Annotated in this window: 15 protein-coding genes and 3 pseudogenes; 9 read left to right on the top strand and 9 right to left on the bottom strand. The window is 65.6% G+C overall.

The genetic code is table 11. The features are described from left to right. Nucleotides 1-13 precede the first annotated feature (13 nt). The 4 genes from ssb to dnaB all read left to right on the top strand — a co-directional run bounded on the left by ssb (nucleotide 14) and on the right by dnaB (nucleotide 3,197). Nucleotides 14-526, top strand: coding sequence for a single-stranded DNA-binding protein (gene ssb, locus VET27_RS22340; protein WP_526521791.1), 513 nt, complete (start codon nucleotides 14-16; stop codon nucleotides 524-526). Between the two features lie 36 nt (nucleotides 527-562). After that, nucleotides 563-829, top strand: coding sequence for a 30S ribosomal protein S18 (gene rpsR / locus VET27_RS22335; protein WP_140689895.1), 267 nt, complete (start codon nucleotides 563-565; stop codon nucleotides 827-829). Between the two features lie 22 nt (nucleotides 830-851). Further along, nucleotides 852-1,304 (top strand): 50S ribosomal protein L9, encoded by a 453-nt coding sequence (rplI, locus tag VET27_RS22330; protein WP_526521790.1) that lies wholly within the window; start codon nucleotides 852-854, stop codon nucleotides 1,302-1,304. Between the two features lie 495 nt (nucleotides 1,305-1,799). Then, entirely contained in the window at nucleotides 1,800-3,197 is a 1,398-nt protein-coding gene (dnaB, locus tag VET27_RS22325) for a replicative DNA helicase (RefSeq protein WP_526521789.1), read from the top strand. Nucleotides 3,198-3,289: 92 nt separating this feature from the next. Here the strand turns inward: dnaB and VET27_RS22320 are convergent. Both VET27_RS22320 and VET27_RS22315 read right to left on the bottom strand, forming a co-directional pair. Continuing rightward, nucleotides 3,290-3,673 (bottom strand): annotated as a pseudogene (locus VET27_RS22320) (alpha/beta fold hydrolase); the annotation flags it as partial. A 105-nt stretch (nucleotides 3,674-3,778) separates the two neighbouring features. Then, nucleotides 3,779-5,215: an FAD-dependent oxidoreductase gene (locus VET27_RS22315; protein ID WP_526521788.1), complete on the bottom strand. Its 1,437-nt coding sequence runs from the start codon at nucleotides 5,213-5,215 to the stop codon at nucleotides 3,779-3,781. Between the two features lie 222 nt (nucleotides 5,216-5,437). On the opposite strand from VET27_RS22315, the gene VET27_RS22310 reads away from it, so the two are divergent. Further along, nucleotides 5,438-6,532 carry a helix-turn-helix transcriptional regulator gene (locus VET27_RS22310; protein WP_526521787.1) on the top strand — a complete coding sequence of 365 codons (1,095 nt, stop codon included), beginning with the start codon at nucleotides 5,438-5,440 and terminating at the stop codon, nucleotides 6,530-6,532. A 656-nt stretch (nucleotides 6,533-7,188) separates the two neighbouring features. Here the strand turns inward: VET27_RS22310 and VET27_RS22305 are convergent. After that, nucleotides 7,189-7,419 (bottom strand): hypothetical protein, encoded by a 231-nt coding sequence (locus tag VET27_RS22305; RefSeq protein WP_526521859.1) that lies wholly within the window; start codon nucleotides 7,417-7,419, stop codon nucleotides 7,189-7,191. On the opposite strand from VET27_RS22305, the gene VET27_RS22300 reads away from it, so the two are divergent. Then, nucleotides 7,325-8,620 carry a cytochrome P450 gene (locus tag VET27_RS22300; RefSeq protein ID WP_526521855.1) on the top strand — a complete coding sequence of 432 codons (1,296 nt, stop codon included), beginning with the start codon at nucleotides 7,325-7,327 and terminating at the stop codon, nucleotides 8,618-8,620. The two genes, VET27_RS22305 and VET27_RS22300, sit on opposite strands and share 95 nt — an antisense overlap. A 241-nt stretch (nucleotides 8,621-8,861) precedes the next feature. Here VET27_RS22300 and VET27_RS22295 read toward each other — a convergent pair whose 3' ends face one another. Then, complete coding sequence (locus tag VET27_RS22295; RefSeq protein ID WP_526521786.1) at nucleotides 8,862-10,103, bottom strand: MFS transporter; 1,242 nt, start codon at nucleotides 10,101-10,103, stop codon at nucleotides 8,862-8,864. Nucleotides 10,104-10,250: 147 nt separating this feature from the next. Here VET27_RS22295 and VET27_RS22290 point away from each other — a divergent pair, with 147 nt between their 5' ends. The 3 genes from VET27_RS22290 to VET27_RS22280 are packed head-to-tail and all read left to right on the top strand — an operon-like array spanning nucleotide 10,251 to nucleotide 15,023. Further along, nucleotides 10,251-12,482, top strand: coding sequence for a S9 family peptidase (locus VET27_RS22290; protein ID WP_526521854.1), 2,232 nt, complete (start codon nucleotides 10,251-10,253; stop codon nucleotides 12,480-12,482). Between the two features lie 58 nt (nucleotides 12,483-12,540). Then, a complete protein-coding gene (locus VET27_RS22285; protein ID WP_526521785.1) occupies nucleotides 12,541-13,650 on the top strand; it encodes an FAD-dependent oxidoreductase in 1,110 nt (369 codons plus the stop codon). Then, nucleotides 13,647-15,023 carry an MFS transporter gene (locus VET27_RS22280; RefSeq protein ID WP_526521784.1) on the top strand — a complete coding sequence of 459 codons (1,377 nt, stop codon included), beginning with the start codon at nucleotides 13,647-13,649 and terminating at the stop codon, nucleotides 15,021-15,023. The genes VET27_RS22285 and VET27_RS22280 overlap by 4 nt, the downstream gene beginning before the upstream one ends. Here VET27_RS22280 and VET27_RS22275 read toward each other — a convergent pair. The 5 genes and pseudogenes from VET27_RS22275 to VET27_RS22255 all read right to left on the bottom strand — a co-directional run. Further along, nucleotides 15,020-15,763, bottom strand: coding sequence for a helix-turn-helix domain-containing protein (locus VET27_RS22275; RefSeq protein ID WP_526521853.1), 744 nt, complete (start codon nucleotides 15,761-15,763; stop codon nucleotides 15,020-15,022). The two genes, VET27_RS22280 and VET27_RS22275, sit on opposite strands and share 4 nt — an antisense overlap. Before the next feature lie 783 nt (nucleotides 15,764-16,546). Then, nucleotides 16,547-16,933, bottom strand: a pseudogene (locus VET27_RS22270) (DUF1254 domain-containing protein); the annotation flags it as partial. 279 nt (nucleotides 16,934-17,212) lie between these two features. Next, on the bottom strand, nucleotides 17,213-18,772 hold the full coding sequence (locus VET27_RS22265; RefSeq protein WP_526521783.1) for a DUF1254 domain-containing protein: 1,560 nt from the start codon (nucleotides 18,770-18,772) through the stop codon (nucleotides 17,213-17,215). A gap of 283 nt (nucleotides 18,773-19,055) precedes the next feature. Next, nucleotides 19,056-20,138 (bottom strand): DUF1214 domain-containing protein, encoded by a 1,083-nt coding sequence (locus VET27_RS22260; protein ID WP_526521782.1) that lies wholly within the window; start codon nucleotides 20,136-20,138, stop codon nucleotides 19,056-19,058. 121 nt (nucleotides 20,139-20,259) lie between these two features. Then, nucleotides 20,260-20,371 (bottom strand): annotated as a pseudogene (locus VET27_RS22255) (integrase core domain-containing protein); the annotation flags it as partial.

Raw genomic sequence — 20,371 nt, 5'->3', positions numbered from 1 at the left:
TACAGGAGGACCCGTGGCTGCTGGTGACACCAACCTCACCATCGTCGGAAACCTGACCGCCGACCCCGAACTGCGCTTCACGCCGTCCGGGGCCGCCGTCGCCAACTTCACGGTGGCGTCCACGCCTCGGATGATGGACCGTCAGACCAATGAGTGGAAGGACGGCGACCCGCTCTTCATGCGGTGCAGCATCTGGCGTGAGGCTGCCGAGAACGTGGCCGAGAGCCTCACCCGCGGTTCGCGGGTGATCGTGACCGGTCGCCTCAAGCAGCGGTCCTACGAAACCCGTGAGGGCGAGAAGCGCACCGTCTTCGAGCTCGAGGTCGACGAGATCGGCCCGTCGTTGAAGTACGCGACGGCCAAGGTCAACAAGGCCAGCCGCAGTGGCGGCGGCGGAGGTGGGTTCGGCGGAGGCGGTGGCGGCGGTTCCCGTCCCCCCGCCAATGACGGCCCGAAGGACGACCCGTGGGGCAGTGCCCCGGCATCGGGCTCGTTCAGCGGCGCCGACGAAGAACCTCCCTTCTGATTCAACTGATTTCCAAGCACTGAGAAAGAGACAGACATGGCCAAGTCCTCCTCCACGAAGAGGCGTCCGGCTCCTGAGAAGCCGATCAAGACCCGCAAGTGTTCGTTCTGCTCGAAGAAGGGCAAGAACCAGATCATCGACTACAAGGACACCGCGTTGCTGCGGACCTACATCAGCGAGCGCGGCAAGATCCGTGCCCGCCGGGTGACCGGCAACTGCGTGCAGCACCAGCGCGACATCGCGATCGCGGTCAAGAACGCTCGCGAGGTGGCTCTGCTGCCGTTCAGCGCGGCGACGCGCTAGACCGGAACGGAAAGACACTCACATGAAACTGATTCTGACCGCTGAGGTCGACCACCTGGGTTCGGCCGGCGACACCGTCGAGGTGAAGGACGGCTACGGCCGTAACTTCCTGCTGCCCCGCGGCATGGCGATCGTGGCGTCGCGTGGCGCCGAGCGCCAGGCCGAGGAGATCCGCCGGGCCCGCGAGACCAAGACCGTCCGCGACCTGGACCACGCCAAGGAACTGAAGTCCGCCCTCGAGACGCTGGGCCCGGTGGCATTGCCGGTGCGCACCGCTGGAGCCGGCAAGCTGTTCGGCTCGGTGTCGCCCGCCGACGTCGTGGCGGCCATCAAGAAGGCCGGCGGACCGAACCTCGACAAGAGGACCGTCTACCTGCCCAAGGCCCACATCAAGGCGACCGGGACGTACGCCGTGGCGGTGCACCTGCACCCCGACGTGAGCGTCGCGATGTCGCTGAATGTAGTCGCCGAGTAATAACGACAGCGTCAATACGCCCGGGTGAAGCCATGATCGATCTTCACCCGGGCGTTGCTGTGTTTCCTGGCGAACATTGATTGATGATCGCGACACAGCGAAGCTAACCAGCTGTTAACCTGACTGGCCCGCAGGCGCAACACAACACGCCCGAGACGGCAACCCCGGGCGACACGCCGAACGAATTCGCATCCACAGATCCCCACCTCCTTTGTGATGCTCTTATCTGCGTAGATGCAAAATAGTCGCGCAGTTGTGCACAGGTTGTCCCCAACGGTTCAACATGGCCGACCCCGCCTATCCACACGCCATCCACGAGTTCACTAACAGGGCGCGCTTGCGCTCCTCCCAGCAACGTCTAGCGTGAGCCGTCGCAGATGTATCCGGCGCCATCGAGGCCGCGGGTCGTCGGGGGGCTGATTTACAGTCGCGGAGTAGACGCCGAACGCATGTTCGACTTTGGTCGAGAGATGTGAAGGGGAGGTGGGACGCTTCGTGGCTGTCGTCGATGACCTGGGCAGGCCGGGTCATTCCGGAGGTCGTTCCGACCAGGACGGTCCGCCAGCCGAGGAGTACGGCCGCCAGCCTCCGCAGGACATGGCCGCCGAACAGTCCGTGCTCGGCGGGATGCTGCTCTCGAAGGACGCCATCGCCGACGTGCTCGAGCGGTTGCGGCCCGGCGACTTCTACCGGCCGGCGCACCAGAGCGTCTACGACGCGATCCTCGACCTGTACGGGCGCGGCGAGCCCGCGGACGCCATCACCGTCTCCGCCGAGCTCGACCGCCGCGGTCTGCTCAAGCGCATCGGCGGGGCGCCGTATCTGCACACCCTGATCTCGACCGTGCCGACGGCGGCAAACGCCGGCTACTACGCGGGCATCGTCGCCGAGAAGTCGCTCCTGCGTCGCCTCGTGGAGGCCGGCACGCGCGTCGTGCAGTACGGGTACGCGGGCGCCGACGGCGCGGACGTCGCCGAGGTCGTGGACCGCGCCCAGGCCGAGATCTACGACGTCACCGAGAGGCGGACCACCGAGGACTTCGTCGTTCTCGAGCAGCTGCTGCAGCCGACGATGGACGAGATCGATGCGATCGCGTCGCAGGGTGGCATCGCACGTGGCGTACCGACGGGCTTCGTCGAGCTCGACGAGGTGACCAACGGTCTGCATCCGGGCCAGATGATCGTCGTGGCGGCCAGGCCTGGCGTCGGGAAATCGACCCTAGGTTTGGATTTTTTGCGGTCGTGCTCAATCAAGCACCGGATGTCGAGCGTGATCTTCTCGCTGGAGATGAGCAAGTCCGAGATCGTCATGCGTCTGCTGTCGGCCGAGGCGAAAATCAAGCTCGCCGACATGCGGTCCGGGCGGATGAGCGACGACGACTGGACGCGTCTGGCGCGGCGGATGAGTGAGATCAGCGAGGCGCCGCTCTACATCGACGATTCGCCGAACCTGACGATGATGGAGATTCGCGCGAAGGCTCGACGTCTGCACCAGAAGGCCGACGTTCGGCTGATCGTCGTCGACTACCTGCAGCTAATGACCTCGGGCAAGAAGGTCGAGTCCCGCCAGCAGGAAGTGTCCGAGTTCTCGAGGCAGATCAAGCTCTTGGCCAAAGAGCTCGAGGTTCCCGTCGTGGCGATGAGCCAGCTGAATCGCGGTCCGGAACAGCGCACCGACAAGAAGCCGATGCTGTCCGACCTTCGCGAGTCGGGTTCGATAGAGCAAGATGCGGATATGGTCATCCTTTTGCACCGGCCCGATGCCTTCGAGCGTGACGACCCGCGGGGCGGTGAAGCCGACCTGATCATCGCTAAGCACCGTGCGGGACCGACCAAGACCATTACCGTTGCGCACCAACTGCATTTGTCGCGATTCACGAACATGGCGCACTGAGTCAGCTGCTGCTGCTTGTAGGTTCTCACGACTCGCTGCAGAATCTCACGACCGACTGCAGATGAACTGCAGATCTGCAGATCTTCGTGCCGCCCAAGCAATTCGTCCACCAGTTTCTCGCCGTCGTCCGGCGTCTGCCACACCTGGGCCAGGTCATGCCAGACGTAATCGGGTCGAACAATCCGACGACGTCACTGACCCAGCTGCGCACCAGCTAAAGCCGATGCATCACCACGTTCACCACGTGGCCGCCGCCCCAGTCGTGCCCGGATTACGTCGACCGGTTCGTCGAAACCCTCCAGCTCGCCCTCAAGCCAGTCGCGGTAGCCCAGGTAGGTCGCCCGGAAGCCGTCGGGCAGCGGGGCACCGAATCCCGGCGGCGACACACATACGACGTCGTCGCGCCCCAGCGCCTCGACGAGCGGGCGCCAAATTGCTTCAGTCTCCGGATTGCCGTGCACCAGAACCACAGTCATGGCCGACATCCCGGCACGGCGCATCGGTGAGACAGAGTCGTTTGGCGGGTCATCGGGCGATCGCTACTGCGGGAGCGGCGGGCGCGTGGCCCCGACTCGTGTGCATCATTTCGGCAATCCGTCTGGTAGCGGAATCCGATTGTCAGCTCGCCCAGCCGCTTCAGACTGACGTTGACAAGGTCGCGAATCACGTTGCCGGCGACGCCGGTTGACGGTCGCGACCCGGTAAGTAAACAAGGGGTTGAGCAGGCGGGCAGGGGGGTCGACGAGGCCGGTGACCTTGAAGAACTGGCCAGCGACCACCGCATCGGACTCAGCAGCGGTCAGTACCCAGTCCGCAAGCCGGTTGGTGACGCGCATCGACGCCCTCCGGCGCCCTTCGGCGTCCGGGAAAGCCAGGTCAGAACCCGCCCCCATCTGCCACGCCACACGAATCGCTTTCGCCGCGGCGCGAAAGTATCGCCGCGGCAGGTCGGTCACGCCACGACGCAAACAGTCCCGCAGGGCCACCGCGTCCAATGCGGCGACCGACATTCCTTGCCCGTAGATGGGGTTGAAGCTGCATATCGCATCGCCGCAAACCAGCAGGCCGTCCGGGAATCGCCGCATCTTGTCGTAGCGGCGCCACTGGCTGGACGGCATTCGGTGTTGCACCGACGGTCCGATTGGTTCGCCGGCCCGCACTGCCGCAAGCAGGTGCGCTGGGGTGTACTCCTGGGCGAACGCCAACATTCCCGCCAAATCGCGGGGCGGTTCGTGCCCCACCATCCCGAAGACCGTGAAGATCCACCCGTCGTTCTCATAGCCAGTGAGAAACATCCCGGTTGGTCGGCCGGGGGCAGGGCTGATGAGAGTCAGCATTTCCTTCAGGGTGCCCGGCGGGATCCGCAGCAGTTGGCTGACGTAGGTGGTGTGCATGACGATGTGGTCCTCAAAGGGTCGCCCATACCCGAGGCTCTCCAGAAACGCCGGGGTGTGCGCGGCCCGACCCATGGCGTCCACGACCAGATCGGCCGTCAACTCCTGCTCGGGGCCGCCGTCGCGGCCGACCACCCGCACCCCGGTAACGCGAGTGCGATCCGCCGTCGATGTCAACTCGGCCACGTCCTTTCCGCCGAGGATCGTGACGTTGTCAACCGCTTGCAGGCGCCGTCGGACATGGCATTCCAGGAACGGCCTGCTCGCCATGTACATCGCTACTGCTTTGTGATCGCCGGGGAACTTGCCGGACCGGACCACTTCGTGGCCGCCATAGGACAAGTAGAACTTTGAGAATTCCCCGTCATCCCAAACCGGGGCGCCGTCGGCGACCAACTCATTGAGGATTCCGGGAAAGAACTCGTCCACGATCTGAGCACCGCGCGGCAGCAGCGCATGGACATGCCGGCCTTGCGGTACGCCGCGCCGGTTGGCGGGTTCGTCAGTCAATGTGTCTCGTTCGACGACTGTCACCGTTCGGTAGAAGTCGGCAAGCACTCTGGCGGCCAGCAGCCCGCCCATGCTTCCGCCGAGTACCACCGCGTGCTCGGCGATGGTCACCATCGCGGCGCTCGCTCGGCATCTGTATCTGAGGAGAAGCCGCCAGCGCCCGATCTGCCCGCGGCATTGAGGCTGCACGTCATTGCGTCGACCATGCCGTCAAAAATCCAATACTAGACGGGTCGGAGCATCAACCAAACGGATGGTATTGGACTAATGTCCTCTAACAACCTCACAGGGGCGGGTGGGTGTCATGGTGGAGGCAGCGGACGACAAGAGCCGGTAATGGTCACGATCGATGAGTTTTCGCGTGTCGTTTCTGAGATCTACGCGTCGTCGCTCAGTCCAGAGAATTGGGCGACGGCTCTGGCCGACATCAGTCGCATCCTCGGCGCAACCGGCTGCGCAATGTATATCGGTGCCGGAACAAACCGCTCCATGATGAGCGCCACCGTCCCTTCGGAGGTGAGCAAGTCTTACATTGAGCACTTCCACACGATCGACTACGTAATCGATGCCGTCGAGAAGAGCCCTGGCGGTCTGATCCACGGCGGCCAGGCACTCATTGCGCTCAAAACCCATTCAGAGTTCGAGACTGATTTCATGCGTCCGTTCGAGCTGACCGACGGATTGTTCATGCGACTGACAGTGGGTTCGACACCCACGAGCTTTATCGCCCCGGCGCCGAAAGGCCGCGCACCCTTCGATACCGCCGAGCGCGTGAAGTTTATGGGCGCGCTGATTCCCCATCTGGAACAAGCGCTTCGCACCCAACGCCATCTCGTCGAGTCACGCAAAAGCGCTGGTGATATCACGGCGGTAGTCGACGCCATCCGACACGGCATCGTCATCGTCGGGACGGCACGAACTGTTGTGCAGTTGAACTCCGCGGCCGAGAAGATTCTGACTGCCGGTGATGGGCTGTGTATGCGCTCCGACCGCGTGGAGGCCACCCGCACATCCACCAACGAAGAGTTGCAGGGCAGTATCACTCGCGCTTGTGTGGAACAGCGAAACGGTTCTCGCAGTGGTGACTCGTTCGCGTGTAGCCGCGCGTCGGGGAAACGTCCCTACGTCATTCACGTATTGCCGGTCGCAACAACCGAAGACCCCTCTGCAGGGAGGGCTCTGGTGATGATCATCGACCCCGAACAGGAAACCGAGCCACCAAAGGTGTTGCTAAACCGGCTCTTTGGCTTAACCAGCGGAGAAGCCGACGTAGCGCTACGCATGCTGCGCGGTGACGGTCTGAAACCAATCGCTGCAGATCTCGCCTTATCGATGGCCACGATCAAGACTCACCTCCACCACATCTTCAACAAGACCGACACGCACCGGCAAGCCGAACTGGTGCGTTTGCTGCTGGGAATTATCCCGTAGTACGCCACCCCGAGGCGCGCCAATTGCCATGGCGGTTCACTGTCCCGCACGCCACCGACCAGAGGCCCTCGCCCGATCTCCCATTTGCCCTGCAGCCATCCTGGATCGAGTGGCAGTGACCGGACTCGTCCCGCGAGCGGTACGTCACCCGTTCGACGCGCGGGTTGGGGTTGCGTACACCACTCTGCTAAAGCAACCGTGTGAGATTGTTGCCGACTCCAGTTTCAGTGCAAGATCAACCGTTCGGATGAGGCTTCTGACCGCTCTGTACTGGTCTATTTACGACATGGTGAACTCAGCGACGCCGAAACTCGGTGAACATGCTGTCGTTGTAGGCCCAAACATGGGCGGGGTGTTGGCTGCCAGAGTGTTGGCCGACCTCTACGGAGCTGTGACTGTAGCCGAACGGAATGTGGTGCCCGCTGATCCGTTGAACCGGCGGGGTGTTCCCCAGGGCAGGAAGGCCCATGTCCTACTGGCCCGGTGTTGGCAGATCTTGGGCGAGTTGTTCCCTGGGCTTCTCGATAAGGCTGTCGCCGGTGGTGTGTCCGTTTGGGATGGGGATTGTTGGAAGGTCAACGGTTCCGTCGGGGGACACCAGCTAGCCCCGCCAACGACAACAGCTGTCCGCGAAGTCGATAACTGAAATCCAAGAGTCAAATAACAAGGCCTGTAGGTAAATTCGTCGTCAAGGCTTGCTGCTTAGGAGTTGACATGGTCGAGATGGTCGAGAGATCCGGCGTTGCGGTACTGCCGCTGGCGCCGAAGAATCCGCTGCCGTATTGGCAGAGGGTGCGCGCTGTCAGGTCTTTACACACGGGCATCGATAAGTTGCGTGATGCGGGCGGGCCGGTAACACGATTCAGTTTCGGCCCCAGGTGGCTCATGCCACCAATCGTGCTGGCGGCCTCGCCTCAGGGCATCCGCGACGTATTGGGCCGCAAGGACAACTTCGTGGAGAAGACCATCGTTCATCATGAGATGCGCCACCTGCTCGGGGGCAACCTGTTTGACCTCACACATGACGAGTGGCTACCCCGCCGCCGCGCGCTGCAGCCAGTCTTCACCAAACAGCATGTGCGCCAGTTCGGTGGCCACATGTCCCAAGCCGCGAAGATGGTTGCCGCCAGCTGGCCCGATGGAATCCAAATCGACGTCGACGCGGAGTGCCGGCGGCTGACCCTGCGCGCGTTGGGCCGATCAGTGCTTGGACTGGACCTCGATGAGCGCGCCGATGCGGTGGCCGAGCCGATTCAGGTCGCGCTGAAATACATCGCCGACCGCGCATTGCGACCAGTGCGCGCCCCGACCTGGTTGCCGACGCCCGCGCGTCGCCGCGCCCGTGCAGCTAGCCGCACCCTGCGTCAGCTCGCGGCAGAGATTCTGCGCGCCTGCCGCGATGATCCTGCCCGCGACGCTCCGTTGGTGAGGGCACTGATGGCCGCCACCGATCCCGAAACAGGACAGTCGCTGTCGGACAGCGAGATCTGCGACGAACTGATTGTCTTCTTGATCGCGGGCCACGACACCACCGCGACCACGCTGTCCTACGCGTTGTGGGCACTGGGCCGCCATCCTCAGTTGCAGGACCGGGTCGTCGCCGAAATCGCTGCACTGGGTGATCACGAACTCACGCCCGATGACATCCCACACCTGAGCTACACGGTCCAGGTTCTGCACGAAACTCTGCGGCTGTGTCCACCCGGCGCCACCGGGGCTCGGATGGCGATGCGGGACGTCGAGATCGACGGTTACCGAGTCGAAGCCGGCACGATGCTTCTGTTCGGGATCATGGCGGTACAAAGGGATCCCGCTTTATGGGACAGCCCGCTGACGTTCGATCCCGACCGGTTCAGTCCCGAGAACTCCAAAGACCGCGACCGCTGGCAATACCTACCGTTCGGCGGCGGCCCGCGATCGTGCATCGGCGATCACTTCGCCATGCTGGAAGCCACCCTGGCGTTGGCCACCGTCATCCGGCGGATCGAAATACACTCCCTGGACGACGACTTCCCGATCGCCACGCCGTTCACGACCGTCGCCGCCGCACCGATCCGCGCGCGAGTGCAGGCCCGCACCTATGTCTAAGGTCGGTTTGGCCGAGCAATCGAACGTGCCGATTATGCGTCGACACTGTCGAAATGCAACGAAGATTGACAAAGCGGGCTGTGTTGTCCGACTAGACCCATTTGTCGTTACAAATGCCGGCATGCACAAATGGCACCACGTCTCGATGGCCGGGCGATGGGCGCCGTTCTGGGGTGCTCCAAACGAACCCCGCTGGAGCGGCCGAGGTGCTCACCCTGATCCTGTGTCGGGGCCGTTCTAGCTAGTGGTGACCTGTTGCCTCGAGAGGCTGCCCCGCGGTTTCGCCCGTGGGCTCGAGGTCGGTCAATGCCCGCGACAGCACGAGGACGGTCGCCACCGCGAGCCAGATCGCCACGACGGCCAGTCCCGCTGCGATAGGCGATCCGTACTCGGCGACGACTCCCGTGAGGCCGATACCGGCGGGGGCGGCGACCTGCAGGCAGGCGTTCTGCATGCTCAGGACGCGACCGCGGACCTCATCCGGTACCCGTTCGGCCTGCAACACGCCCAGTACCGCTCCCAGCACGGCGTTGGCCCCGCCGCAGAGGGCCGCGCCTGCGAACACCACCGCCGGCGAGGCCAGCGATGCGATCAACGAGAAGCCCACCGTCGTCCCGATTAGGGCGGAGGTCATCCAGATCCGTCGCGAGAGCTGCGCGGAGATGGCGGCGAAGATGCCTGTCCCGCAGAGCATTCCGACAGCCAACGCGGTCAAGACGAATCCGAGCAAGTCTGGTCGCGACATCGTACTGAAGTACAGTGGAAACACCAGGCCCTGCAGGCCGCCGAGCACGACTACCACGCCCACCGTCAGAGCCATCGTGCCCGTGAGGACCCGGCTGTGGCGTAGCACCGTTGCTCCGGCCGTCAGCTGCGTCCACAGCGAGTCGCGTTGCGCGGAGTCGGGGTCGACGCCACCGAGACGACGCGGCAGCCCGACGGTGAGCAACGAGGCGGCAGCCGAGGTCGCCGCGGTGGCGAACAGGACGGTGCTGCCGTCGAACATCGAGAGCAACGTGCCCGCGGCCGCGGGGCCGATCACGAGCGCCATCGACGTCGTCGACTGACGCAGGTTCACCAGCCGCTCCAGCGGCATGCCGGTATGCCGGGCCACCGCCGGGAGTAGTACCTGGCGCGCGGTCATCCCCGGTACGTCACCGAACGCGCCGAAGATCGCGAGCGCGATGAACCACCACATGTTCAAACCCACGATCAGGTCGACCAGCGGGATGGCGGCGATCGCGCCAGCCGACACGACATCGGCAAGCATGGAGCAGGTGCGGCGATTGACCCGGTCGAGCACGATGCCGGCGCACAGCCCGACGACGAGCGCCGGAACGGCGGTCGCAGCCGAGACCGCTCCGACACTCAACGGACTGCCCGTGTTCTGCAACACGATCAGCGGCAGGGCAACGGCGGCGAGTCCGTTCCCGAGCAGGCTCAAGAAGTGGGAGCCCAGGTAGGCGAGGGCAACGGGCGGCATGTCACCAGCAGAAACCGTGACGCTGCGGCGCAGTCAAGCACTTGACTATGCCGCTGGGTCACGGTGTTCCATCAAGTGGTGACGCTCAATGACACGACTCAGACCGAATTTCACCTGACGGACGCCGACTATGCGCGTGCCGAGCAAATGCTCGCCCCGTACCGTGCGCAACGGGTGCCCGGGGGTTCGTTACAACCAAAATGGCTTTCGGAGGGTCGCCGGTTTTGGTACCAGGCGGGGAGTCGCTTCGTCGTCGCGAATCCTGACGACGGTAGCCGCCGCGACGCGTTCGACCACGACCGTTTGGCCGCCGCGCTGTCCGTCGCATCAGGCCATGCCGTGAGTGCCGCAGATTTGCCGATCAGCGCCCTTGATATCGGAGATACCCTGCGATTCAGCGCATTCAAGTCGCGGTGGGAGTGGTCGGATGGCGCAGGCACGTGCGTCCGGGTCGACGACGACGAACCGGACCGGTTCGGCGAGGTGGTGTCCCCGGACAAGTCGTGGGTGGCGTTCCGCCGGAACGGCAACATCTGGGTTCGGAGGGCAGGAGCGAAGCGACTCGGGGAATGGGTCGAGGGGCGTGACTGTGGAGAGGAGTTCGCGCTCACCGACGACGCCGAGCCGGATTTCGACTACGGCGGACTGCCCGATGCCAGCGGTATGCGGGCCCTGATGCGACTGCTCGGTCTGCCACCGCTGTTCCACGTCTCATGGTCACCGGACTCGACCCGACTCCTGGTGCAGCGCATCGACCAACGTGACCTCCCCGAACTGGTTCTCGTCGAATCCTCTCCCCGCGATGGCGGCCGCCCGGTGGAGCACCGCACTCGCTACCCGATGCCCGGCGAAGAAGCGCAGGCGACGATGTCTTGGACCATCCTGGATGTCCGTGACCGCGCGATAGTCCGCCAGCAGGATGAGCCGACGACGATCACGCACCCGACCGCCATCGTGTACGCGTGGTGGTCGGGCAAGTCCGGTGAGGCCGTTCACTTCCTGCACCAGTCCCGCGATGCTCGAACGCTGGAGCTGAGGCGCCTCGATCCGGCCACCGGCGCGACCACCACGTTGCTCAGCGAGACCGGCGAGACCCGCGTCGACCCCACTCCGCAACTGGGTGACCCGCCGATGGTGCGGGTGCTGGACTCCGGCGAGATCCTTTGGTGGTCGCAGCGCGACGGGTGGGGACACCTCTACCTCTACTCGGCGGACGGACAGCAGGTCACGCAGGTCACCATGGGGCAGTGGCTGGTACGCAACGTGCTGTGGGTCGATGAAGACCGTCGGCAGGTGTGGTTCGTCGCCGGTGGGCTCGTGGAGCGCGACCCGTACGTCCGCCAGATCTGCCGGATCGGTCTCGACGGCTCCGGGTTCACCCGACTGACCGACGACGGCCTCGACCACGACGCGGTGAGTCCACCCGAGGGCGGCTACCTCGTCGACCGGGCATCGACGTCGAGCCAACCGTCTCAATCCAAGGTGCTCGATCGCGACGGGCAGGTTCTGGTCGAGCTGGAATCTCCCGGCGTCGCCGCGCTGGAGGAGTTGGGCTGGAGTCCACCCGAGCGGTTCCGTGCGACCGCCGCCGACGGCAAGACTCCGATCTACGGTCTGCTGTGGCGACCGCACGGTTTCGATCCGCAGCGGCGTTATCCGGTGATAGAACACATCTATCCCGGGCCGCAGAACTACCGGGCCGGTCCGTCGTTCGACGAGATGCACTACGGCGAGCCGGAAGCGTATGCGGCGCTTGGCTTCGCCGTGGTGGCCGTCGACGGGCGCGGTACCGCCGGGCGTAGCAAGGCCTTTCACGACCACTCCTACGGTGACCTGGGCAACGCCGGGGCACTGGACGACCACATCGCCGCGATCCGCGAACTGGGCTACCGGTATCCCTGGCTCGATACCGGGCGGGTCGGGATCACCGGTCAATCCGCCGGCGGGTTCGCCGCCGCCCGCGCCGTGCTGATGTATCCCGAGTTCTACCGGGTCGCCGTGGCGGTGTCGGGCAACCACGACAACGGGGTGAACCTGACCATGTGGGCCGAGCACTACCACGGTGACGTCAGCGAGGAGGGGAAGCGAGCGATCTCGAACGTGCCCCTGGCCGCGAATCTGGAGGGGAAGTTACTGCTCATCCATGGGGAGCTGGACGACAACGCGCATACCCATCAGACGATGCGCCTCGTCGATGCACTCATCAAGGCGGACAAAGACTTCGACATGGTCATCATCCCGGGAGCCGAACACGCCCTGGTCGGCCGCCAGCATTACTTCCTCCGTCGTACCTGGAGCTACTTCGTCCGGCACCTGCACGGCACCGAACCGCCCAGCTACCGGCTTGCACCGTTGCCAATGCCCGCGCTCGGGGGTTGACCCGCGGAAGCGGCCGCTCCCATCGCACACCCACCTCAGCGACACCAGGAGCGCACACATGAACATCCTCGTCTCGGGGGCCGGCATCGCCGGGCTCGCCTGCGCACTCGAGCTCGGCACTCGAGGCCACGACGTCACCGTCGTCGAGTACGCCGGCCACCTCCGGTTCACCGGCACACCCATCGACGTCCGCGGTGATGCGATCGAGGCCGTGGACAGGATGGGACTGCTGGCGAAGATCCAGCAGCAACGGGTCCGGATGTCCGAGCTCACCCAGTTCGTCGATGGCCGAGGCGAGCCGGTGGCCCGGATCCCGATGGCGGAGATCAACGACTCCGACGACGACGTCGAGCTCCTCCGCGAGGACCTCGTCGGAATCCTCGCCGACGCGCTCCCGGACACCGCGTTGATCCGCTTCGGCGACTCGATCGAGACGCTGACCGACGTCGGCGCTGGCGCCGACGTACGTTTCGCATCGGGCCGCACCGGGCGTTACCACCTGGTGGTCGGCGCCGACGGCCTGCACTCCGCGGTCCGCACACTGGTGTTCGGACCCGAGCGGAAGTTCCTCCGGCACCTCGGTGTCTACTTCGCCCTGGCCGAGCACCCCGGTGAGGCTCGATTCGAGGGCTTCAACTCGATCTACAACGTGCCCGGGCGGATGGCAGGGGTCTTCCGGTACGGCGGCAAGGCCGTTGCGGTCTTCGAGTTCCGCTCGGAACCAATCGATTACGACCATCACGACCTGGACGCCCAGAAGAAGATCCTGATCGACGCCTTCGCAAGCTACCAATCGTGGCGGATCCCGGAACTGCTCGATGCGGCCCGCGCCGATCCGCGTTTCTACTTCACCTCCGCAAGCCAGATCCACCTGCCCTCCTGGCACCGCGGTCGCGTCGTCCTCGTCGGGGATGCCGGGTACAGCCCTGCCTTCCTGTCGGGCCGGGGCACCTCACTCGCGCTCACCGGCGCCCGCTTCCTCGCCGAGGAACTCGAACGGTGCGGCTCTCACGACGCGGCCGCCCACACCGCTGCGTTCGCCCGATACGAGGCCCGACAGCGCCCCTACGTCACCTTCGCCCAGGGGCGTGTCGAGAACGGTCGCGACCGCATGCTGCCGGCCACCTGGGCCGCCATCGCCGCCCGCAACGAGGCGCTGCGCGCATGACCGACACGCTGGAAACGCCGGCCGCCGTCGCCCGCGAGCACCGCTGGAGTGCGCGGCTCATCCTCTGGACGGCCGTCCTCATCCTCGCCAACGTCCTGGCCGACTTGACCATCGGCTCGCCCATGATGGTCCTACCCCAATTGCTGGAGCATTTCGACACCGACCAGGCCGCGTGGCTGAGTACCAGCGCGATGCTCGCCGGGGCCATCTGGTCGCCGCTGCTCGCGAAGAGTTCCGACGTCTTCGGCAAGCGCCGGATCCTCGTCGTCACGCTGCTCCTCGCATGCACCGGAGCGCTGGTCTGCCTAGCCGCCCCCAACCTCTGGATCTTCCTGGTGGGCCGCTTCCTGCAGGGCGCCGCCTTCGCCGCGGTCTTCCTCACCGTGGCCCTCGTCCTCCAGATCTGCACCCCCGTCGTGGCGATGGCCATGGTCGGGCTCGTAACCTCCGGCTCGTCGATCGTCGGAATCGTCGAGCCGTTCCTGCTGAAACCGGTCATCGACGCGTTCGGCTACCGAAGCGTGTTCGTCGCAGCGGCGCTGCTCGCCGCGGTGGCCGCGCTCTGCGTGCGTGCCGTCATCCCGGAGTCGCCGATCCGCAGCACGGGGAGGATCGACGTGGGCGGGGCGTTTCTGCTCGGCGGCGGCCTGGGCGCGGTGCTCGCCTACGTCAGCCTCGGGAGAGACCTCGGATGGCTGTCCTGCGGCATCACGCTGCTGTTCACCGGTGCCTCCGCACTGGCCGGGTGGGCGTACCTCGCGCTGCGGGTCGACGAACCCATCATCGACATCCGGGCGTTGCGCCGTCCGATCCTGCTGACGCTGCTGGCTTTGGTCCTGGCAGCCGGCTCCTTCCGGAGCATGCTGCAACTGACGAGCATCGTCGCGCAGGTGCCCCCCGAGCTAGGGCTCGGTTACGGGCTGGGCAAGGGCGAGGCGGTCGCGGTGCTGCTCGCCGCGCCCAACGTCGGCATCGTCATCGGCGGCGTGTGCGCCGGCTGGATCGCGGGCCGGTTCGGTTTCGCGTTGCCCCTCCTCGGCGGCATCACTGTCGGGATAGTGGCGACCTTCGCGATGCTGGCCGGCGCGATCGGGGCCTCCGGCTACAACCTGGCGACCAGCATCGAAGCGCCCGAGCGGCAGGGCACGATCGCCGGTCTGGTGTCGGTCATGATGGCCCTCGGCTCGGTCGTCTTCAGCTTCGCCGGGGGCGAGGTGCTCAAGGCGACCCAGATTCCCGGCACCTCTGCCGGCGGTGCCCCGGTCAGCACCGCGACCGGCGTGTACCTCTACGTCGCGATGGCGGGAGTGCTCTTCGTCCTCGCTGCGGTGCCTGCGATCCTGCTGACACGCCGACCCGCCACGCCTGGCTAACCGTGCACGATCTTCTGCGCCCGGCGAAGGATGTCGAGTTGCGCCGAGTTGTATAGCTCCGACATCGCTTCTGCGATGGTCGCTTCGGCGAAGCGGGCCCCGCCAGGGGCATCCGTTCGCGATTCGGCCAGACCGGGGTGTGCCGCGTTGATCGCCCGGATGTAGGGGACAAGTCGTTCGGCGATGTCCTGCCGAGTCGTCTCATCGGTGTCGGCCGGTAGGTCGTCGAAGATGGCCACCGCGGGCTCGACGGGACTGTTCTCCAGAAGCTCGGCATAGGTCTGCAGGCCCTGCGGTCCCAGTACGCGGGTGAGCACGACGACCAGGGATCGGTCGGCGTCGGACAAGTTGGCCACTGCGTCCGGAGCGACGAACTCCGGCGGGAGGTCGGTCCGCGCCGAGGTCTCCAAAATCATCGCCAATTCGACACGCGCACGCTGTAACCGTTCGATGGTGGCCGCGAGCTCGATGTCCAGGGCCTTGAGCGCCTCTTCCGGATGATCGTCGGTGTCGCCCATGGCGGTGATCTGGGGGAGTGTGAAGCCAAGATCGGTGAGTCGTTTGATCCGCACCAGCCGAACGAGGTGGGCGACGCCGTACTGCTTGTAGTTGTTGCTGCGACGTTCAGGCTCGGCCAGCAGGCCGACCTGGTGATAGTGCCGCACCGCCCGCAGGCTGGTGCCTGCAAGCTCGGCGATCTCACGGGTACTCCATGCCACGTGTTCCAGTGTGGCCCACATCGGGCGGACGTGACCGTGCGGGACGGACGGGGTTGTCGATACGCCGTCGAGCGCCGAGAACGCCGTCTGCGAAGCTGGTGAGCATGCCCGGGCGCGAGCGGAATCTGCGCGGCCAGGGCAACCTACTTCGCACCGAGCTTCTCGCCGCCGTCGACCGCCTAGACGGCTGGGGTGAGGTGGGTGAGCACGACGTGGAGGCGGTTGACGGTTTGGGTGCGGGTCTTGACCAGGTCGTCGCGGTGCTCGACGATCGCGCGGAGCGCAGTGATGGTCCCGTCGGCGGCCGCGGAGTTCAACCTGGGTGCTGTGCGCGCGGCGATCGCCACGCTGACGGCGTCGGCATCGTCGTTCTTGCGTCCGTGGCCGGTCGAGAGCATTCGTACTCGGGCGGCGAGCTTGGCGGGTCAGGGCATCGCCGGACATGAAGTCGTGGCGGCCTCCGAGGAACAGGTGCTCGTAGGTGCGGTCCGGGTAGGCACGGACCCCTTCGAGCCGACAGGCGTAGGCGTTCGCCTTCGCGATCGCGTCGCCGATCTCGATGCCCTCGTCCAGCAGGGCTCGCATCCGCTCGTCCGGCTCGAACGGTCGTCCCTGCTCGATGCCGATCGCCTTCAGCACGCCGAGCTGGTACGGGGTGAACGCACCAGCGGGCTCGTACTGGACGATCTCGGCGAGTCGCTCGTAGAAGCCGACATCACGAACATGGGTCGTGCGCAGGTGCTGCTGGGAGAACGGCACGTAGGTGGCGTCGGGGTCGGGGCCGGCGGCCAACGGGTAGACGCGGAAGTGCTCGCGGTACCAGTTCAGTGCGCTCTCACCCTCGCCCGTGTCGGCGACGAAGGCGCGGGCCATGACCCAGTTCTTGTAGGTCGCGGTTCGGAACACGAAGTGGCCCCCCGGGAGCTCACCCCGGTAGTCGTCATGCACCAGCAGGAACGACCCGCCCTGGCCCTGGTCGGGCCCGACGTTGCCGACGTCGGTGACGTAGCGCATCCACCCGTCGTCGATCACGCCCAGGATGCTGGGGGGCGTTTCGACCACGACCGGGCCGTCCTCGACGTTCACGCACGCCGAGCAGTAGATGCTCTCGGTGTTGTAGGTGAGCCCGACCGAGTTGACCTTGCCCTGCGCCTGGTAGTCGAACACGCCGACATCGCGGTTGTCGCGCATCCCGCTCTCGCGCTCGTGGCTGTCGAAGATCGCCTGCTGCGACATGAACGGCATGAACTCCAGGTACACCTGCGTGGCCCGCTGCAGATCGAGCTGGTCATAGGCCCGGCGGACTGTGTCCTCGGTCGGGTACCCGCCGACGTAATCCAGCTCACCGATCCCGGTCCGGACAGTCCTCGTGGTGTTCTCGTAGTCGTTCGGGTTCGCTGCCATCGAAGGAGTCGCCTGCTTTCGTTGGTCTGGACGTCGTTGGTCCTTGCTCGCGTTCGAGTGTTCTGTTCAGTTGAGGGGCTCGATCTCGCCGGGTCGCCAGGTCTTGTCGAAGAACGACGGCAACGGCGAGTACAGCCGCAGGAGCTGGAACCAACCCTTGTCGGGGTCGGTCTGCACCCAGTTGCCCTCGGCGACGCCGTCGGGTCGCCGCGGACCGAAGTAGATGGTCGTCGAGCCGTCCGGGTCGGCGGTGGCCGCGGGTGTCGGGTAGTCCTGGCTGCCGGCGCGGGGAAAGCGCTGTGGGGTGCGCAGCATCGACCGGGTCTGGTTGTCGTAGACGGTGGTCGACCAGAACGCCGCGGCGGGGATGCCGGCGGGCAGGACCATCCGGTAGGCCTCGGCGCCGTCGAGCGGCTCGCCGTCGCAGTCGACGTTGGCCGCGAGGTACTGCGAGCCGATGTTCGCCAGGCGCATGCACATGGCCGGCGTGATGAGGGTGGCCACGTAGTGCATGGACGTACGGGCGTTCAGCCGGCGGGTGTGCAGGCTGGGATACGGCTCGACGGTGCCGTCGGCGGTGATGTTCGGTGGCGGGTCGAGGAACTCGAAGCCGCCTTCGAACAGCATGTTCCACCAGGCGCTCGGTTCGTCGTAGTACCGCCACCGGTCGTCAGGATGTGCACCCACGCCCACCGTGCGAGACGCCGCGTTGCCCGTGGCGACGGCCTCCTCGAGGATGGCGCGCAGGCGTGCATCGGGAGCGAATGGCTCGCCCTTGCGGATGCCGATCGCGGCGAACAGCCCGGCGAGCTCTGGCTCCAGCGCCTCGGCCGGCTCGTGCTGGACGAGATCGTCGAGCATCTCGAAGTGGCCGAAGTCGTTCGGCGCGATGGTGTTCATGCGCAGGCCGGTTCCTTCGACGAACCGGGGCGTCTGTGGTGTGGCGTGCGGTCCGAGGGGACCGTTGCCCTGGAGGTACTGGCCGATGCTGCTCCCGAAGCCGCCCGGTGCGTACGGGTACAGCTTGAGGTGCTCGCGGATGTTCGCGACGGCCGGAGCAGGGTCGCCATCGACGAGGAACGCTCGCCCCGCCACGGTCACGAGGTCGGTGCGCGACCGGTACACGAAGTACCCACCCTCGGGCAGCGGGCCGTCGTACGCCTGTGGCACGAGGAGGTAGCGACCTCCCTGGCCGCGGTCGGGGCCGGGCGCACCGAAGTCGCCGACCCACCGGAACCAGAAGTCGTCGATCACGCCGAGGACACTCGGCGGGATGTCCAGCACCATCGGGCCGTCGGCCAGGTTCACGTTGCCCCAGAAGTACACCGTGTCAGCGTTCGCGGTGAGGAACAACGACTCCGAATCCATCAACTCGGAGAACAGGATGAAGTCGTTGTCCGCGACGCCCACGTCGGCGAAGCCCTTGCGGAGCGCCCACAGCGACACGCCCTGGATCGAGCTCATGAACGCCTGCACACCGTGCAGGTAATTCAACTCGTCCCGCAGCCTCGTGGCCGTCTCGTCGGTGGGGTACCCGTCCGTGAAGTCGAGGCGACCGATCTTGGACTCGACCACATCGGGTGTGGTGATGCTGCTCGGAATCTGCCCGTGATCGTGACTACCCATGATCGAGAGACTAGTGGGGAGAGGCACCACCCGGGTCCGAGTCAGGGGTTCACCTGACGCACCTACAAAAGGCATGAGGGCAGGGCAGGGTTCCCGACGATCCGCGACACGCGCTCACCACCGCCACCGAGGCGTGAGGCGACGGCCAGACCGCATGACAACCGAGGTCCTACTCTTCTTCGATGTGCTCAGGTGCACGAGCATTCCTGGCCCGCAGCCTTCGGCCGCGGACCGTCAAGCCACACCGTGTCCACTCCATCGGAGCGACCCGCGCAGTGGATGTTCACTGGTCGACGGGTTCGAGCTCGGGCACCCGGTAGTCTCGCATCCTGTCGACGTCGGGTCGGTAGGCCCGCAAGATGCCGTTCCAGCCGTCCTGCGGGGTGTACAGGTAGTTCGCTCCCTCGCTCGCCGCGAGCTCGCGAGCGTGCGCACCACCAAAGACAACGTCGAAGCCGCCGTCAGGCCGGGTGAGAAAGTCGGGGCGATTCGACGAGACGATGTTGTGGTCGGCAGACATGAGGAAGCGGTCGGCGCCATACACGGTCAGCGAGAAGAACGCCTGTGCCGGAACCGCGTCGAACGAGGCACGGTAGGTGACCTCGCCGCGGGTCCCAGGCGGCGCGAACGTCGGATACATCGCGGTGTCCTCGGGGCTGAGCCCGAACGTACCGGCCACCGCGTACGTCCACTTCTCCCAGTCGCTCACCGCTCGGATGTCGTACTTGACCGTGTCGAACGTGTCGGTCAGGCGCTCGTACTGCGGCACGAGCGCCTCGCGTACACGGTGCGTCGCGGCGGGGTCGAGGTGCGACTCGAACGGGATCGCCGATGCGGCCAGGATCGCCGCCTGCGGTTGCAGGTACTCTCGGATGAACGCTTCGTCCTCATCGGTGCCGTTCGTCGCGATGCGAAGCCCGGCCAGCACATAGTCGGTGTCGACGTCGCCCGCGTCGTAGCGGTGGGTCCCGGACGTCCACGAGTAGTCGACGAATGTGTGGTTGAAGTCCTGGATGTGCAGCGAGACGAACCGCTCACCCATGTCCGGTACCTCGACACTGAAGCCGGCTCGTGCGTCGACGACCGCGACCGAGTACACGGTGTCGTTGTTCACCGAGACGACCCAGTTGTCACCGAACCGGGTCAGTCCCGGAAAATGGAACAACTGGTTGACGCCGCCTGCCCGCTGCTGGAACGCTGACATCAGCAGCTCGGCCTCACCGCGTTCGTAGTCCATCGCGGTCATCCCGTGTACGACAGGGTCGACGGCCCACCCCGACGAGTCGATCGACGCGATCACCTCCTCGGCGGTTCGTCCGTCATGTGCTCCGATAGCCCGATCGCGATCCTTCGCTTCATGTGTCACTGCTCGACCTTCCCTTGGTGGCGTCCCACGCATGGTGTCACCGCGAGTCGGACGCAGGCACGTTCGTCCGCCCGGCCCTGCGCCGTCCACACCATCGTTCGTCTCCAATTGTCTAGCAGAGGTGGTTGTAGTCGTGCTTCCAGTCGCCGATGACCACCCGGGCGTGCGCCAGTGACCAGAAGCTGTTGATGTTCAGACACTCGTCGCGGATGCGGGAGTTAAACGATTCGACG

The organism is Mycobacterium sp. (assembly GCF_035633495.1).
Classification (GTDB): domain Bacteria; phylum Actinomycetota; class Actinomycetes; order Mycobacteriales; family Mycobacteriaceae; genus Mycobacterium.
The sequence above is the reverse complement of the archived record's forward strand: the minus strand, read 5'-3'. Positions and strand labels throughout refer to the sequence as shown.